Consider the following 17,644-nt stretch of genomic DNA (forward strand, 5'->3'; position numbering starts at 1 on the left):
ATTACATACGCATTCAACAGCGTCTTACAGAGGTTCAATAACATATTTTATGGATTGCCATTTATCCCTGATTTAGCTACCTTTATACAACAAACCGAAACAAACTGTGTGTGGAATAAATCCAGCCTGATTACTTATATGAATATGATAACAGGAAAGCTTGTTATAGGGACAGAATAAAGGAATAATATACTAAATCCTGGAGATAGCCTGTGTAACATTAACTCAAACACATTATATAAAGCTTATGAAATACTTAATCATTCTTTTAAATTTATGTTGTTTTTCAGCATTCAGTCAAACAACATCCGGAAAAGCAGACACTTGTCAGTATGAGATCCTCAGTGAAGCGGCGACTAAAAACATGGTAGAATTTGTTGTTTCTGAAAATGGGGAGCCATTAGTCGGGGTTAATATCGTATTGTTAAACCGGGAATCAGACACACTTAAAGGCACAATTAGCCATGTAAACGGAGAAGCAAAGCTGATCATTGATAATGGAATGAAAATAAAAGACAAAACCGTGAGAATATCTTTTATCGGCAGTCAGTCCTGCAACATAGATCTTTCCGAAATAATCGGGAAGAAAGTCAGTGTTAAACTAAAACCTGAAAAAAAGGATAAAGATGACGGTGTTAAGATTATTCCGGTACAAAACAAAAACTAACACCGGAGCACGTCCTTAACAACATAAAAAATTATTTAAATCATTTTTATTCCGTTGTAGTTATGCGCGATAATTCCTTTGTTATTAGAAAACTAGTTTTAATAACAACATTTTTTCTGCTTATATTCAGTAACAGCTACCCTCAAAACAGAGATTCTTTGCTCAGAGACATAAGAGCTAAATACAGCTGTATTCGAAACAATATTTACAGGTATGAAGAGAAAAAGATTGATATATCGGACGACTCGACGGAAGGTGGAGAGGTAGTTGCATATTATGACGGTACTGAATTAAAAATAATTCAGATGAGTTGGTTTGGAGAAACCGGGAAAAGAATTCTGGAATTTTATATTGTAAACGGAGAAGTATTCTTTGCTTTTGATCAACACTTTAACTACAACCGACCAATTTACTGGAATGAATCATTAGCCAAAGAAAACGAGGACGATGAAGTTTTCAATCCTGAAAAAACAACCGTTAGCGAGGACAGGTATTACTTTAACAAGAACAGACTTTTTATGTGGCTGAACCATGATTCAAAGTCTGTCGCTTTGTCTGCTGAATCATCTAAACCAAAGGAAAATGAATTAATTGAGTATTTTCAGAAAGTAAAAAACAATATAAATAAATCTGCATCAGATTAACAGAATGCTTCCGGGTATGGGTTCCGGTTTTGATCCGGTTTTTGATGCCCAGGATTAACCAGGTTGAGGTTTAACAAATCCAGAAGGTGATTTGGCTATCAACCACCTTTTTGTTAGCACCTTTCTTGTAAATCCTTAATTTTACAGTATAAAACCGTTGCTAACTTAAAGGATTATAGTAATATTGTGTTCATAACAACATTAATGCTTTTGTAATGAATCCCGAAAAAAGAATCCCGTTGCACAAAAATGCAACACTACGTCTGAGATTATCCGCACTTTACATGCTTATTATGGTTCTGTCATTCAGTGCCAAGGCAGCAACAGGAACCTGGAACAGTAGTGTTACAGGTGGGTCAATAAATTACCTAACTACCAATTCAGAAAACCAGGCCGTGGATCTTGCGGGTAAAAAAATGACCGTTGTATACCTTGAAAACCTTGGATTTGATAAAATCGGACAAAACACCAACGCAGAAGATGTGGCCTGGCTGCTCTCGCAGGGCTACCAGGTGATTGAGCTGGATTATGCAGGAAGTGCGGATGCCATATCTCCTAAAATAAATAATGATATTATTGCCATTAACGACGAAATCAATAACGGCTCTTTCTGCGGTCTGAATGATTGTTCCACAACCCGATCGTATATCCTTTTTGAGGGGTACCGCATAGCGCGCGATGTATCCTATTTTAAAAATGATCCGAAGGTGTATAACTGGCCAACATCAAACGGACCACTCGATTCACTATATATGGATATTGTATATCCTGCCAATGCAGATGTAAAAGTACCGGTAGTACTTTCATTCTCATACAGCAACAGTTACTATGAAAAAAGCACAAACAACAAACGGCATTTCAGACTTTTCCTGGGATATACTCTGGCCATGTTCGATGACTCATTTCTGGAAGGTGCACCAGCTAAAGGTATCGCCTGGGCCATTGCAGACCATCCTAAATACTGCGATTGGGGCAAGGGCAAACCAATAGAAGGTGATGATAAGGATTATGGAGGGTATGAAGTAAATCCGGATGCAGCACAAAAAGTAAAATCAGCCGTGCGTACCCTGCGTGTCGCAGGTGATACCCTTGGATTATCCGGTAAGATAGGAATCTATGGCTTCTCCCGCGGATCGGATGCCGGGTCAATGGCCATCGGTGATAAAACTGTGGAGGAATTTGAAAATGCAGGCAACCACATTGGTGTTTCGGATGATGTTCAGGCGGCAGCACTGGGATCAGGAGTCTTTGATTTTACACAGATATTCAATTCACTTGACGATGGTGATGGAAACCTTGAATCCAAATGTCCAAAGGTGTGGGGACCACTGGATAGCAACCGTGCCTTGTGGGAATCCATGGGATCTGCAAACCTTGTGCAAACATCAGCCACATCACCAGTCATGTTCTTCTATAATACCGGTGATGCCCATTATTACCAGGATCAGATTCAACATTTAAAGGAAAAACTGGAATCACTGGATGTACCGGTCTCAACGATAACAGATTACGGGAATGGTTTTGGTGATCTGACAAACAATACCCATGGTGTACCAAAGGATACCGCATCACTGGCTAAACTTTATGCATTTTTTAACGAATACCTGGCAACTGCAAGCGATACAACCAACACAGCTATTCAGGCTCCGTCCATAAGCACTGATAATTTATCGGTCACCGTGTCCCCAAACCCGGCGAGTAATGAATTGCGTTTAATGGTTGATCTTGCAACTACAGGAAATCTGAAAATAGAAGTCTGTAATTTATCAGGAATGGTCCTCTATAAAACAGAAAAATATTATAATCGAACTGGCAGGATCAATGAAACAATAAACCTGAATAGTATTAATCTCCCACAGGGAATCTATATGCTTAAAGTTTATTCTGAGGATCAGCAAAGTATCAGCAAGTTTGTGAAAAAAGGGTAATACTGATGTATTATCCTTCTGTAGTGCAAGTGTATCGTCAGGTTTTTCAATTTGATGAATTTAAACCAATCGTTTAAATTCATCCCTTCGGGATTTCTATCTTTCTATATGTATGCTGTTTTACAATAATTACAACCCGTCAGGTTTAACTGAAGTTACAAGACCTTATCATACTCAATACCGTGATAATTTATCAATCCAGAAAAATGGCAGTATAATAATCTGACAACGGATTACAGAATATTTTAGAGATGATTGGATTATAAATAATAAACTAAAATCCCGAAGGGATGAAATTATGATCCTCAGACAACTAAAACATAAAAATCAGGCTCCCCTATGATTGGAAACCTGATTTTCAGCTGTAATATCTTGTGTTCTGAGCCCTCTTTATTCAGCTTTTATTTGCACCGTAGCACCTTTCAACCATGGGGCCGAAAAATCTACACTGATCTCTCCTGCCTCGCCGTTTGCCTGAATGTATGCTGTGAGTTTTCCCATAAATACGCGCTGGCTGCGGTCGGTATAACTGGTCATATCCGATGGATTACCGGCCTCAAGTCCCAGCAATTTGGCTGGTCCATGAATCCGGCAACTTACCTCGTCATCAGATAAGATAACTGGAACGCCGTTTTCATCCACCACCTGAATGGTAACAATTGATAAGCCCTTGTCTTTATCCACAATTTTCTCTTCAGTATTTGCTTTCAGGGCAAAAGGCCTTTCAGAAGTCTGAATGACATCTGTACATATTTCCTTTCCATCTTTATCCAGTCCCACCACCTGTAGTTTACCGGGTTTAAACGGAATATCCCAGGCAATCACTCCCGTCTCATCATCATATGGTTTTACCTCTCCAACCTGCTCACCGTTCAGCATTAGTCTGGCTTTGGCTGCATTGGTATAGCAGACCACCCTGATATTCTGTCCTTCGTCATAATTCCAAATCTGCCAGGCATCAATTGATTTATAATCCCTGTTCCTCCAGTTGGGATACGTTCCCACATAAGCAAATGGTTTATTACTCCAAAGTGCTTCCCTGAAATAACCACGTGGTTTAATGACGTTGGCCAGACTGATTAAACCGGAGTTGAATCCACGTGACGGCCAGCGGCCCGCTTCTCCCAGATAATCCACGCCCGTCCACAGAAACTGACCAAAGATATAATCGTTATCCCTTACGGCCTTCCATGCCGCCATATCGTGCCGGTTTTCGCTGCCGTAAATTATACGGTCAGGGTAGGTCTTATGATCTTCGGCGTAGCGGTTTTCAGTGTAGTTATAACCGGCCACATCCAGTGCACCGGGATAGGCTGTCTGGTTCGACATAACCACACCAGCCAGTGCAGCAGTAGCCGGACGTGATGTATCGTATTCTTTCACCACTTTAACAAGACGTTTGGCAATATCGCCTAACCTGTTTGCATCAGGGCTCTCAGGCTTGTAGCCGCCATACATTGGCTGACTGATGGCTGAACCATCCAGCACCGGATGCGAATACGGATCGTTGGGATAATCCACTTCGTTGCCAATGCTCCACATCATGATGGACGGATGATTCCTGTCGCGGCGTACCATATCACCAAGATCACGGCTGCTCCACTCTTCGAAAAAGTCGTATGATCCTTCAAATCCGGGTGTTCCAACATTCCAGCCTTCCAGCCACTTCCGTTTCGGAAATTCCCATTCATCGAAGGCTTCATCCATAACCAGCAAGCCAAGTTCATCACATAATGCATATAAATCGGGTGCCTGTGGATTGTGACTGGTACGAATAGCATTACATCCGATTTCCTTCAGCTCTTTCAGTCGTTTTTCCCAAACCAGTTTTGGCACTGCAGCCCCTAATACGCCACCGTCGTGATGCAGGCAAACACCTTTTACCTTCATCCATTCTCCGTTGAGCGCGAATCCCTTATCCGGATCAAATGTAAAAGATCGAATGCCGGTTTTTGTTTCGGTCTGATCCAAAACTTTATTCCCGCTTTTTACAGTGGTTTTAAGTGTATAAAGGGTCGGTGAATTCAGACTCCAAAGCTCAGGATTCTTTACATTTAATGATGCTAATGCTTTGTTCGACTCATTCTGCGACACAGAAAGTTTAGAAACAGATTGAGCGACCTTTTTTCCGTCTTCAGTATATAATTCGTTTAGTACATCGAGCTTTACAGCTTTATCTGAACTATTTGTCACCGAAGTTTCTACTTTTAGCGTTGCCTTCTTAGCTGAAGATGATTCCGGGTAAACAAACACCCCCCATTCAGAAATATGAACCGGGTTGGCATATACCAGCCATACATTCCTGTAAATGCCCGATCCGGTGTACCACCGGGAATCTGCCTGCCGGCTGTGATCCACGCGTACAGCCACCTCATTTGGTTCACCGTATTTAATGTAAGGCGTGGCATCGTACATAAATGAGATATAGCCGTTGGGCCTTTCGCCTAATAAGTGTCCGTTTAGATAGACCTTACTGCGGTTGTAAACCCCTTCGAAATATAGGTAGACTTTTTCACCGGCTTTATCCTTTGGAATATCAAGTGATTTACGGTACCAGCCTATTCCACCCGGCAAATATCCTGTACAGCTGTACAATGATGGATTAAGCGTACCTTCAACGGACCAGTCATGAGGCAGATCAAGTTTACGCCACCTGCTGTCATCAAAAGTTGTTTCGGCTGCATTTTCCGGATCAGCCAGAATAAATTTCCAGTTGTCGTTTATTTTTTGGGGAGTTCCAAAAGAAACCTGTGCATTGGTTGTCATGATTGTCATCAAAGTGACAATAAGTGTTAGTGTTGTTTTAAAGGTTTTCATGATATGTGATGTTATAAAGTACTGATCTGATATCAAAACGGGGTTATATTACCATTAACAAATATACCAATGTACCACCCCCTGAACAAGCAAAAATTCACCAATTAGTAGTAATTAATTGAGCATCTTTAAATAATACCTTCAAATTATGACATAAATTTTATCGTCCTTTCAGAGGTGCTAAATTAACTTAAAGTAAAACCTGTTATTCTCTATTCAACGTAATCTTTCGTAATTTAAGCTGACATTAAAATTTACACTGCCACTTTCACTGAACCTTATAAAATAAGTCAGATCATGATAAAACTTGATATCAATATCAACAACACACCGGATATCTGTTATAAAAAATTTACTAAAGAAATTGGGAACTGGTGGCCCAAAGCATACACCTGGTCGCAGGAGAAACTGATTGCCATGGAGATTAATGCCAGAAAAGACGGCTTATGTACTGAAACCGGACCGTTTGGGTTCAGGTGTGACTGGGGCCGTGTTATTCTGGCTTCAGCAGATCAGGAACTGATTCTGAACTAGCAAATCAGTGCCAGGCGTGAACCTGTTCCTGATCCGGATAAAGCCAGTGAAATAAAAATACGTTTTGAAAAACCGGATGCTGTAACAAAGGTCCATTTTGAACATTACAATTTTGAAAATCACGGACAGGAATGGAAAAACTATGAGAACATGATGCAAAGTGAACAAGGCTGGCCTTATATCCTGGATCAGTTTAAAGCATACTGTGAACTGCAAGGTTAATCGTTAACACCTGAAACCTACTATCATTCACGGATTTTCAGAAACTTTAAAGTAAAAATGGGTAAATGGCAGTTTTGTCTCCTTAAAGGATAACCTTAAGGGTTAGCACTTACCACATAATCGGTTGATAACTCATTTCGGTCAACCGAACTTTTTCAGCACCATTAAAAATACTAAAATGACCTGAGAATTCAGCATGACCGTGATCTTTGAATACCACAGACACAGCATATGTTTGAGGTGTTGTTGAACCTGCACCCAGTGTAACTTCATTCTCTGACCACACGACCGTATAATTCAAAAGATCTTCAGCACTGATTTCTATTTTAGACGTATCAATATTTCTGAAACGGATTACACTCTGGGTTTCATAATTCCTTTTCATCTCAAACTCAAAACAGTATTTTGTCCCCGGTTGAAATTTAAGGGTATCTGCATCCATAGCCCAGATATTCTCGCCATACATCCCAATTTCCGGGATGTTATAAAATGCGGTAAAATTTCGTTGCACAATTACCAGTTCCTTCGTATCGGTCAAGACTAACTCATCAGTACCTTCATAATATTCAATGGTACAATAGGAAACGCCAAACTGGTCTGGTTCCCACGAATCAAAACTGACTTCAGTATTCATAAAGTCTACACCCGGTAATGTTTCGAAAATACGGTTGCCCTGAGTCCCGCTTATGACACAATTTGTAGGATTATTTAATCCAATATGTATCATAAAACTCATTCCTTTAACCACAATCCTGCAGGATATTTCAGGATCGAGATTTGCGGCTAAGGCATAATTATCGCCATAATAAACGGTATCCACATCTTTTGAGAGTATATTTTTCCCGTAATAGGTTGAATCAGGAAAAGAAACAAGGCTATTGACTTTATATGCTGAATTCTCAATAAAACCGTCCACATAACTTTCAAAACCAGGAACAGAAGCTTCTATATTTTCTTTATTGCATTTTTTTTCAAGATTCTGACGAATTGCATCTTTTCTGATGAGTGTAGCCTGGGTCAACAGGATATTTCCAATGGAATCATCATCCAGCTTTCCATTGTCATATAGGTCTGCTTTTAAATCCGCAATCAGTTTTGAGAGATCTGAGGTCGAATTACCGATTTGCATTATGGCTGAGATAGCCAGTAAGCGGGCATTGGTCTCACCTTCTTTGGTGATATCGAGGTGCTCCGATGTGATGGTATCACTGCTCTCTCCCATTTCATAAACTGCGAAAATTTCATTCTGAGCCTGTCGTTTGGCGTTTATAAAGCTATCGCCCTCAGCCACCAGCTTCATAACGCGGTCTTTTTCAAGATGTGACAGCAGATTTATATTTAATGCGGATTGGTCTGTGATATTAGCAATCGCACTTAAAGTTAACTGTGCTTCTGAATTTTCTCCCGTACATTCATTGAAATAAAAGCCATTTGCCTCCACAATCACATATGGTGAAACGAGCGAAATATTGGATATTTCAAATTCCCCCCGGTTGTTGGTTATCTCACTTTTAAACACACGTCCGGTCTGCCCAAGTTCATTGTTGAGCTCAATAACAGAAACTGTTGTTCCGTTGTTATAAGGTCCCTTCTGAACCTGACCTGTCAGTTTTTCAATTTTTATAGTCTTTTCGCTATCATTCTCATCCGATATATCCGGATCAACACCGTAATCGCATGACACGGCAAGCATCAAAAAAGAGAAAAAATAAACAATCTTTTTCATGGTATTTCATTTTAGAGGTTTTTGATATATGCTTACATTTAGTTCGTTACAGGTACTTTCAAATACTATCCTCAAGTCAGATAAAACTGAATCTGCTTAAACAACCGGATCAAAACACCGGATCAATATGCATGTTAAAATTACAAAACTTTTTTAAAACACAGAAAGCTTGTCGCTCTAAAAAAAACTGTATATCAGGATCTTGAAACCTGAAATCCCAGCTGACTGACATCCATACTTACAAACCTTGCACGGCTGTTTGGGGGATTAGCGGTTAGAAGATGTTGTATTTTTGCTGCGGCTTCCGGATCTTTTGCACAAATGAGCATATATCCGCCACCACCGGCTCCAAGCAATTTAAAACCGTACGTGAACTCCTTTATCCTGTCAATGATCTGTTGTACTTCAGGTGTATTGGTTCCGGAATCCAGGGCCATATTAAGCTGCCATGAACGGGCAATCAGTTCACCCGTCCGTTTAAAATCATTCCTCTGAATAGCTTCTGCCATGGCGTATGAATGTTGCTTAATCTCGTTGAGCAGCCTCAGCCGGTAACCCTCGTTCAAAAACATCCCGCGGACTATTTCGGCCAGAATGTTTTTGGCTATTCGGGTCACACCGGTATAATACAGTAACCAGTTGCCTTTTGTATTGACATCGGTAAACAGGTGATCCGGTAACCAGCGAACATTCATCACCTCCTGGGTGCCAGGTTCAGATTCAAGCAGTTTTATACCCGGGAATATTCCGCCATACTGATCCTGCCAGCCGCCGCCTGTGGTCAGCAATTGCTCCAGAATAAGGGTGCGATGGCCAATGGACTGCAGATCCCAGTTCAGGGAGCAGAAATCTGAGAGTGTTCCCAGAACCGTTGCTGCCAGCACAGAACTGGTTCCGAGTCCTGATCCTTTGGGAATTGCCGCCAACAATGAGATCTCAAAACCACCACCGAACGCATCCAGTTGTTGTGCCAGAGTGGCATATTTTGCACCACAGAAATCAGGATGAAAACCTGCAAGGCAAAGTGCGGCTTTAGGGATAGAAAAGGCAGAACCTACTTCATTAAAATTCCTCAGTTCATCAAAGTTTTCAATTTTCTCAGAAATACCAATATCGATGGAACGCAGGGTAATTTTTTTCTCACTCGACAATCGCACATAGACCTGGATCGGCGGTTGTCCGTTCAGCTCCACGGCCATGTTTAAAACGCTGCCTCCACTTTGCAGGCAGAAGGGTGGCGTATCGGACCAGCCACCGGCTAAATCCAGACGAATCGGACTTCTCCCCCAGATAATCTGATCAGAACAGCTGTTCAGGCGGGGCACAGGATTATGCTCAATAGAGCTTACAATCGCCTTTTGCAACACGCCAAAAGCCTTCTGTTCTTCATCCTGACCAGCCTTACCACTTTGTTTCAATACTTCTGAACGGAACATATGATCCCTGAACCGGATCATGGGAGAAACTGCGTCATCAAGTTCGGCTGGTAACGCTAGCTTTCCATCGACAAAGTCTCCGGCAATCTGTTTTAGATTTGCCTGATAAAACACGCTGTGCTTATAGTTTTTAGCAAGTCCTGTCAGGTTCATTTGCCGGAACTGTTTTCGTTGTTCCTGAAGCCGTTTAAGATCAGCACCGGCGCTGATCATATCTGCAGAATAGCGTTCAGCTTTCAACCATAATTGTTTTGCTGTTTCATCATCAGACCCGGACAGCATCCATTTCACAATTTCTTCACTGAGCTGATCATCCGTTAAAACGGGAAATATCTTCGCAGACTGAATATCCGTTTCTCCCTTCAGGTCTGATGATGCAAAACCAAGGCCTCTTTCGTTCAGCCAGTCAGAAAATACCTTACCCATCCATCTTGTTTCAGAATCTGACAGAGCACCTCTGAAGGCATCATCCATACCATAGGGTCTGATGCAGTACTTATCTGATGCCACAGGAATAATATCCAGACATATCCCTGCAGGTAACTCCAGATTCCACGCATTTTGCGGTACTCCGCTTATAATGTGGTCATGGTTTAAGGTCCAGCCGGCAGGAATATGGCTGTTTTCGATCCATATGTTATAATGTCCGGCGTTCCACTTTACGGATGAATCTGCATTCTGGACAAATAATGACGGATGTACTTTCACCCGGTTATGCCAGATGGCCCGCTGATCTTTAATTCTGTTCTGAATTTTTTCTGTAGAGGAAATCAATTCGCGCGAGGTTCCGTAATGGTAAAACTCGCCCTTGTTTAAGGGCACAATTCCCACGGTTAATGCATTCAGTTCTTGATCCTTTACATCCGGTTTTGCTCCCAAAGCCACACCAAAGGTGCTGTACAGGTCATAGTAATCCGGTATACCGTTTGAAAATATTGTTCCATTCCAACCACTGCGTTTCATGAGCAGATTCACTGCTTTATCACTCAGGATCCAAATGCCGATATCCATCATAAACAAATGAGATGTAGCCAGCGATTCAATCTTTTGATGATCGGGCTTCTGGAGCATAAAATCAAGCTGCCGGGGATTATTCCGGGGTGTAAAAAAGACACCATGACGGGCTGCCAGGTGCGGATCAACCCAAATGCCCAGACATACCACATCCGCATCCGGAACCGAAATATCGGAATCACCGGCCAGAATCATCACATCACCACTGGCTATCAGTGTATTCTGAGCTGAAGATGTCAGCTTCATCACCCGCTCCAGTAAGGGCAGTTGCAGATCAAGCAGGGTCTGATCAAGACTTTGGCCACGGCTCCAGCGAAAAACGGGAACCGGTGTCAGAATTTTACCGGACGGAGCGTATCCCGGAAGGCGCCTGCTCTGTCCTCCTGCATGAATGATAATCTTCTTATCTTTTTGCAGGTAATCAACTAATCCACCTGTTTTTTTGGCATGTTCTGCCAGTAAATAAGCTGTTCCACCTCCTGAACCGATTTTATTTCCGGGTGGATCTGAGGCTACAAACCAATTTTCAGGAGAATATTGCGTTATAGAATGAAAAGCAGTTACCAGGTTTTCCGGCAGCGACAAGAGATATTGCATTTATCTGGGTTTTGTATCTGTTTAATAAATGTGCAGTTCCGTATAATAACCGGAATACACTCCAAAAATAAGGATATAATATTAAAACTGAAATAAGTGATATCCGCCAAATAACAGTAATATTCAAACATTCTAAAGAATGGATATTCTCACCCATATGATTTCAGGTATTGCAGCCGGCACTGTAGTAGCTTCATATTCAGGGCGTGACATTGCATACAAAACAGGTATATTACTCACCTCAGCAGCAGGTGGTATCATTCCCGATCTGGATGTGTTCAGTTTATGGTCAGAATTTGATGGAAGAATAGGAATACACTTCGGTTTATCTAAAGGTGAGAATGTCTATTATGCGCAATATTGGTATTCCCATCATGGTTTCTTCCATTCTCTGTTCGCTGCACTTTTCATTCCAGTTTTACTGTTTACCATAATATATCTGCTGAAAAAACCGTTGCGCCGTTCCCCCGATCCGGGATTAAAGAGCTGTTTCAAAAAAAATGCACTTATACTTTTGGCAATATCGGCAGCGTACATCATTCATCTGCTGGAAGATATGCCAACTCCGGGCTATACATGGGGCGGTATCAACTTTTTCTGGCCTTCTGCTCATTATACGGGAGGATCCGGCCATATATGGTGGTGGAATAATTATGATCTTTTTTTGATTATAAGCGGAGTCGTTCTGGTAAACCTGATCCTACTTATCGCAGGAAATGCCAGGATTAAAAACCTTATTCCAATTGTTTTTTCATTGGGTGTTATCTTTAGCCTTGTACAAATAAATTCCCGCAACATTGATTTTAATTATACTTCGTACAGGAAAGATTACCAACAGCTTGAACTTAAATCAAAAGAAGTGCAGAAACAAATCCTCGGGGAACAGTTATATTCCTGGATGGATAATTTTGATAAAAAAGTTCCTTTTAATTTTTAATCAGCTTTCCTCTGAATTTTTCTCCTTTTAATGCTATCTGATATATGTAAATCCCCGTTTTCAGCTCTTTCATAGAAACCTTTTCACCACTTCTGATCCGTTTTGACAAGACTATTTTACCGCGGACATCAAATACAGAGAGGAGGGTTTGCTCACCTTCAATACCAGTATTGAAAATCACTGATTCAGTAAACGGATTTGGAAAGGTCTGAATAACGGGTTCTTTACCAGTCCCTTTCAACGCTGTTTCAACAGTGTGTACGTAATAATATGCTTTTTGCGTTACCGACCAGGCATCTGCAGTTTGATCCCAGGAGTAAGATTGATAATTCCGTAACTGGTTGCTGCCATCAAAAAATTCATAATCAATCTTTTGATCATTTATCCATTTTAGGTTTTCATCATCCCATTTAAAAGACACATACCGGGTTTCATTGCTATTACTGTCATACTGCATTTCATCTCTAAGTTCTCCAATCCAGTATTCATTTTCCGAATCCCAGTTATAGTAAGCAACCAGGGTTGTTTTACCCTGATCGTTAAAGTTATACTCATTTTTATTTTCCGGAATCCAACGGTTATTTTCAACATCCTTACTGAACGTTTCTGTCAAAGTTGTCGATCCATTTGAATTATATGTGTACATCACCTTTCTCCAGTCTATCCAAACCTCAACACCCTGGTCCCAGGTTGATCTCACATAAGCATATTGGAATGCCGTTGTATCATAGGAATACGTAAATTTTTCGTTTTTCAACCAGTCATCCAGAAAATTATCCCACCCGGAGCTTACATAATAGTCCAGATAGCCATCCACATCATAGCTGTATTCTGTTTTATAATCTCCTTTCCAGTCGTTGGTTTCTGAATCCCACTTATAAGATATATCGCTAAGTGTAAATCCATCTTCATCATATTCTGTCACATTTCTGGTATACCCGATTAAGCTATTGCTTTGCTCATCCAGTATATACTGTGTTTGTGAGGTGTTAAAGTTTAATGCATTAAAGGTATACTCTATCTGCCCGGTCTGTTTCCAGTCCTCCGGTTCAGCATCCCATTCATAAAACTGCCGGAGAATCTGATTCCCCTGATCATCGTATACATATACATCCTTAGAGTCTTTTAGCCATTCCATCGTATTGCCGTCCCATACATAATATACATATCCTGTTAATTCGTTCTTTGAATTGTATGTATAAGTGAGCCTGGCTGATTTTACAGGTTTGTTTTCCACTGCATCCCAGGCATAAATAATAGCCTCCGTTTTATTTCCATTCGAATCAAAAGCTGTACCTTCCATATCATCAGACACCCAGCTGTTTGTTGAGTTATCCCAGAAATAACTCTGACTTGATATTTCATTCCCAAAAGAATCATATTCATAGGTAGATTTCTCATAAGGTACCGAGTCCATAGGAGTATCAAAATTATACCTGACCATAGAATCCACCAACCAAACAAAGGAATTGAATAATACGGCGTTTTTAGGTGTCGTTTTATGACTTCCTGTATTTATATGAACCGGAAAATATTCAGGGTTTAAACTCTTCAATGGCGCATTGAAGTTTCTATTCTCAACTGCTTTCCTTTGCCAGTGATGTTGCGCAGATGTGTAGCTTAATGCTCCAAACAGCAACAGAATTATTGTATAAGTTTTATTCATTCTCATATTTAGTTGTTTAACAGGTTTTCCTTTATACAAAATCTTCAGAACAGAATGCAAGTGCGATGGAACTAAACCGGGGATATGTATGAAGATCGATACACATTTAATCGTCATCCTTCGTGCGATTATTTTTTTAAGAGCTTACCTGTAATCTCTTTTCCTTCAGTCATTAACCGATAAAAATAAACGCCGCTGTCAAGGCCATGTAACGATACTTTTGCATTATTCAATTTTGTTTTTGTTAAAATCATTTTGCCGTTGGAATCATAAATCATCAGGTGTGCATTCATTAAATTCAGATGAGTGGAAAAAGTAATTTCATTGTTAAAAGGATTCGGATACACCTCCAGATCACTTTGATTAATATTGTCCATTCCGGTATTGAGGCTCTGATAATAGGTCCATTCTTTTTCGTAGACAACCCAGTCACTTTGTTCTGAATTCCAGCGGTATAATTTTTTATTTTGCCTGTTTGAGCCATCCGCCAAATACGCATATTCTGTTTTGGAACTGCCCTTTAAACCGCCATTATCAAAGTCCTTATAGTACACCTCGTAATTGAGCAGTTTATTTTTGGCATTGAATTCCTGAACTATTTTTGAATCCTGCACCCAATCTCCCGGATCAGCATACCAGGTAAACTCCTCCTCCAAAAGTCGGTAACCTTCAGGGGAATTTACATACGTCGTTTTTTCATCCATTTCCCAGTCCGGTAATACCTCATCCCATTTATATTGTATAATTGAAGAAGTAAAACCATTTTCATCGTACGTATATTCAGCCTTTGAATCGGAATACCATTCCTCCGTGCTGCTGTTCCAGTACGATGTTATACTTGATAGCATAAGCCCATCGGTACTGTAGTCATATACTTCTTTGTAGTTATAGATTAGAGATTCATTGGCGTAATCCCAACGCCAGGAAATTTTTTCAGCAGGATAGCTGTTCTCATCCATAGCCGTTTCACTTTTGCCGGTCATTATCCAATCACTTACATCCCGATCCCAGGAATACCGAAAACCTGAATACTGAAATCCTTTTGCGTTGCTCAGGTATTCACCCTTTGATCCTACCCATCCTCCCTGGTCATCATCATAATACAACATGGAGCTTATGTATTCTGAGCCGTTTTCATCTTCGGTAAGTGAGGATTCATTCATGCTTGTTTCCATCCAGGTACCTTCTGTGCTGTTCCAGTTATATTCGGTTTGTTTGGAGGTAAATCCATTTTCGTTCGATTCATTTTCAAACTCATATTTTAAAGTTGGCTCCCATATATCATTTTCAGGATGCCAGTCTGAATAGGTCTCATTGGTTTTAATGCCCTCCGGATTGTATTCAACAGTAATCCTGGAGCTCAAATCAAATGCCATGCTTTCTTCATTCCAGGAATAATAAATCGTTGCCGTCCGCATACCATTGGTATTATAGGTGATTTCATTTTTAAACCTCCTGAACTGTGCATTGAAATCATTCCAGATATACCCCTGATTAGAAACCACCAAACCACTACTATTGTACACATTTTCAGAATGTTGAATCTGGGATGAATCACCGTCTAATGTAAAAGAGTAGGTATTAACGGAATCAATTAGATATTCCATCTCTGTGCTTTTAAATACAGTATTTGCACTCAGGGATTCTTTTATACCCGGAGGGTTTACATCTTCTCCGGCATATATAAAATCAGTGCCAATATGTATAGCGGATTCATTCTGTTGATTTGCGTTTTGCGAACGTACCGGCGTTAACAGAAAAGCAAATGTTACTAAAGCGAAAAAAAGTAAAAATGGTTTCATGCATCAAATTTTTAAGTTAAATAATCAGCTTACAGGAGCCATTATAAGGCCTTTAAGCCTAACATTTTGGGGGTAAATAGCGAAATGACCGGATAATATCCTGCCGGTTTCAACCATACATCGGATAAAAGTTGGAAGGTCATCATAAAAATGAAGTCTATTTTTTTATTATTGTCATTTCGGTAGATCAGACATAAAAAAACCTGATCTGTTTTATTCAGATCAGGTTATTATCACATCTTTTATAATAGATTTATTTCTTCATAAAATCTTCCCGCAAAGGTGTAAAATTATCCACAATTCTGGCCGTAGCACTGAGCAACTGTATCGTATGCATTTTATTGGGCGGCACAGCATACATATCACCAGCTTTCAGGTGCTGATCCGGTTCGCCTTCGCACAAAAAAATCAGTTCTCCTTCGGCCACATAAGCAGTCTGTTCGTGCGGATGATTGTGCGGTGGTTCCGGTTCACTCCACGGGCCATTTGTAAAATCAATGACTACAGTCATCAACTTATCCGTGTGAATTATTTTACGTTGTAACCCTTCCTTTACCTTTTCATAAGGTGTTTCATCAAATTTTAATACAGCCATTTCATATCAGATTATAGTTTTTTCTTCATCATCTCTTCCAGCTTAATCAGATCGGCACTGAATTTACGGATGCCTTCAGCCAGTTTTTCGGTAGCCATAGCATCTTCGTTCAGCAACCATCGAAATGTTTTTTCATCCACATCCATCTTTTCAATATCAGCCTTTTTAGCGTCATCAACAGTAAGCTGACGTTCAACTTCCACATCCATACCCTCCATTTCTTCAAGTAAATCAGGTGATATGGTCAAAAGATCACATCCTGCTAATTTAAGAATTTCTCCGGTATTTCTAAAGCTGGCTCCCATCACTTCGGTTTCATATCCAAACTTTTTAAAATAGGTATATATTTCCTGAACCGATTTTACACCCGGATCTTCATCTGCCGATATGGAATCCACACCCCAGTCTTTTTTATACCAGTCGTGTATCCTGCCCACAAACGGAGAGATCAATTGTAATCCTGCATCGGCGCAGGCAATAGCCTGAGCTTTACTGAACAGCAAAGTCATATTACAATGTATGCCATCCTCCTTTAATATTTTAGCGGCTTGAACTCCTTCCCAGGTTGAAGCTATTTTAATGAGGATTTTTTCCCTTGTTGCCCCCTCCTTTTCATACATCTCAATCAGATGTCTGGCTTTATCCACCGTTTTTTCAGTGTCAAAACTTAATCTTGCATCTACTTCGGTGGAGACGCGCCCGGGGACGATTTTTAGTATCTCAAGTCCAAAATTTACCGCGGCCCTGTCCATGGCCAGATCCAGTTGTTTCGATTTATCCGGTTCATTTTTTTTAGCAAATTCCGCTGCTTCATCAATCAGTTTTGCATACTGTTCATTTTGCGATGCTTTCAGAATCAACGATGGATTGGTGGTTGCGTCCTGCGGTTTATAATTTTTTATCGATCCAAAATCGCCTGTATCAGCTACAACTTTGGTGAATTGTTTTAATTGTTCGAGTGTATTCATGGTTTTGAATTTTAATAAGTTACATACTATATAACGTATTAGTTATAAGCATAAAACCAGATGATTTGTTCAAATATTTAACACAAAAAAA

13 protein-coding genes are annotated in these 17,644 nt (G+C 40.3%); 6 read left to right on the forward strand and 7 right to left on the reverse strand.

The genetic code is table 11. The features are described from left to right. The first annotated feature begins 247 nt into the window (after window positions 1-247). From ACE1EF_RS13260 to ACE1EF_RS13270, 3 genes are all read left to right on the forward strand, one after another. Window positions 248-667, forward strand: a complete 420-nt coding sequence (locus ACE1EF_RS13260; protein WP_375721159.1) for a peptidase associated/transthyretin-like domain-containing protein — start codon at window positions 248-250, stop codon at window positions 665-667. 158 nt (window positions 668-825) lie between these two features. Continuing rightward, the gene (locus ACE1EF_RS13265; RefSeq protein WP_375721160.1) at window positions 826-1,311 is read left to right on the forward strand and encodes a hypothetical protein; all 486 of its coding nucleotides are present in this window, start codon (window positions 826-828) and stop codon (window positions 1,309-1,311) included. Between the two features lie 215 nt (window positions 1,312-1,526). After that, a complete protein-coding gene (locus ACE1EF_RS13270) occupies window positions 1,527-3,239 on the forward strand; it encodes a T9SS type A sorting domain-containing protein (RefSeq protein WP_375721161.1) in 1,713 nt (570 codons plus the stop codon). A gap of 390 nt (window positions 3,240-3,629) precedes the next feature. Here the strand turns inward: ACE1EF_RS13270 and ACE1EF_RS13275 are convergent, their stop codons facing one another. Further along, on the reverse strand, window positions 3,630-6,056 hold the full coding sequence (locus tag ACE1EF_RS13275; RefSeq protein WP_375721162.1) for a glycoside hydrolase family 2 TIM barrel-domain containing protein: 2,427 nt from the start codon (window positions 6,054-6,056) through the stop codon (window positions 3,630-3,632). 297 nt (window positions 6,057-6,353) lie between these two features. Here ACE1EF_RS13275 and ACE1EF_RS13280 point away from each other — a divergent pair, with 297 nt between their 5' ends. Beyond that, a complete protein-coding gene (locus tag ACE1EF_RS13280) occupies window positions 6,354-6,590 on the forward strand; it encodes an SRPBCC family protein (protein ID WP_375721163.1) in 237 nt (78 codons plus the stop codon). A 3-nt stretch (window positions 6,591-6,593) separates the two neighbouring features. After that, a complete protein-coding gene (locus tag ACE1EF_RS13285) occupies window positions 6,594-6,812 on the forward strand; it encodes an SRPBCC domain-containing protein (RefSeq protein ID WP_375721402.1) in 219 nt (72 codons plus the stop codon). 109 nt (window positions 6,813-6,921) lie between these two features. Here the strand turns inward: ACE1EF_RS13285 and ACE1EF_RS13290 are convergent, their stop codons facing one another. Together ACE1EF_RS13290 and ACE1EF_RS13295 are read right to left on the reverse strand one after the other, a co-directional pair. Further along, window positions 6,922-8,538 carry a hypothetical protein gene (locus tag ACE1EF_RS13290; protein WP_375721164.1) on the reverse strand — a complete coding sequence of 539 codons (1,617 nt, stop codon included), beginning with the start codon at window positions 8,536-8,538 and terminating at the stop codon, window positions 6,922-6,924. A 194-nt stretch (window positions 8,539-8,732) separates the two neighbouring features. Continuing rightward, a complete protein-coding gene (locus tag ACE1EF_RS13295; RefSeq protein ID WP_375721165.1) occupies window positions 8,733-11,585 on the reverse strand; it encodes a bifunctional fucokinase/fucose-1-phosphate guanylyltransferase in 2,853 nt (950 codons plus the stop codon). 139 nt (window positions 11,586-11,724) lie between these two features. Between ACE1EF_RS13295 and ACE1EF_RS13300 the strand changes: the two genes are divergently transcribed. Then, window positions 11,725-12,522, forward strand: coding sequence for a metal-dependent hydrolase (locus tag ACE1EF_RS13300; RefSeq protein WP_375721166.1), 798 nt, complete (start codon window positions 11,725-11,727; stop codon window positions 12,520-12,522). Here ACE1EF_RS13300 and ACE1EF_RS13305 read toward each other — a convergent pair. From ACE1EF_RS13305 to tal, 4 genes are all read right to left on the reverse strand, one after another. Beyond that, window positions 12,512-14,194, reverse strand: a complete 1,683-nt coding sequence (locus ACE1EF_RS13305) for a T9SS type A sorting domain-containing protein (RefSeq protein ID WP_375721167.1) — start codon at window positions 14,192-14,194, stop codon at window positions 12,512-12,514. The genes ACE1EF_RS13300 and ACE1EF_RS13305 overlap by 11 nt on opposite strands. Before the next feature lie 122 nt (window positions 14,195-14,316). After that, a complete protein-coding gene (locus tag ACE1EF_RS13310) occupies window positions 14,317-15,990 on the reverse strand; it encodes a T9SS type A sorting domain-containing protein (protein ID WP_375721168.1) in 1,674 nt (557 codons plus the stop codon). Between the two features lie 253 nt (window positions 15,991-16,243). Continuing rightward, the gene (locus ACE1EF_RS13315) at window positions 16,244-16,585 is read right to left on the reverse strand and encodes a cupin domain-containing protein (RefSeq protein WP_375721169.1); all 342 of its coding nucleotides are present in this window, start codon (window positions 16,583-16,585) and stop codon (window positions 16,244-16,246) included. Window positions 16,586-16,596: 11 nt separating this feature from the next. Beyond that, window positions 16,597-17,553, reverse strand: a complete 957-nt coding sequence (gene tal / locus ACE1EF_RS13320; protein WP_375721170.1) for a transaldolase — start codon at window positions 17,551-17,553, stop codon at window positions 16,597-16,599. Between the last annotated feature and the right edge of the window lie 91 nt (window positions 17,554-17,644).

Origin of the sequence: Quyinboa sediminis, assembly GCF_042219855.1 — a bacterium.
In the GTDB taxonomy this organism is placed as follows: Bacteria; Bacteroidota; Bacteroidia; order Bacteroidales; family UBA5342; genus JBHJHP01.

Coding starts and splice junctions, on each gene's coding strand:
- tal (WP_375721170.1), bottom strand. CDS start 17,553: ATGAATACACTCGAACAATTAAAACAATTCACCAAAGTTGTAGCTGAT.
- ACE1EF_RS13290 (WP_375721164.1), bottom strand. CDS start 8,538: ATGAAAAAGATTGTTTATTTTTTCTCTTTTTTGATGCTTGCCGTGTCA.
- ACE1EF_RS13280 (WP_375721163.1), top strand. CDS start 6,354: ATGATAAAACTTGATATCAATATCAACAACACACCGGATATCTGTTAT.
- ACE1EF_RS13310 (WP_375721168.1), bottom strand. CDS start 15,990: ATGAAACCATTTTTACTTTTTTTCGCTTTAGTAACATTTGCTTTTCTG.
- ACE1EF_RS13260 (WP_375721159.1), top strand. CDS start 248: ATGAAATACTTAATCATTCTTTTAAATTTATGTTGTTTTTCAGCATTC.
- ACE1EF_RS13275 (WP_375721162.1), bottom strand. CDS start 6,056: ATGAAAACCTTTAAAACAACACTAACACTTATTGTCACTTTGATGACA.
- ACE1EF_RS13270 (WP_375721161.1), top strand. CDS start 1,527: ATGAATCCCGAAAAAAGAATCCCGTTGCACAAAAATGCAACACTACGT.
- ACE1EF_RS13295 (WP_375721165.1), bottom strand. CDS start 11,585: ATGCAATATCTCTTGTCGCTGCCGGAAAACCTGGTAACTGCTTTTCAT.
- ACE1EF_RS13305 (WP_375721167.1), bottom strand. CDS start 14,194: ATGAGAATGAATAAAACTTATACAATAATTCTGTTGCTGTTTGGAGCA.
- ACE1EF_RS13315 (WP_375721169.1), bottom strand. CDS start 16,585: ATGGCTGTATTAAAATTTGATGAAACACCTTATGAAAAGGTAAAGGAA.
- ACE1EF_RS13300 (WP_375721166.1), top strand. CDS start 11,725: ATGGATATTCTCACCCATATGATTTCAGGTATTGCAGCCGGCACTGTA.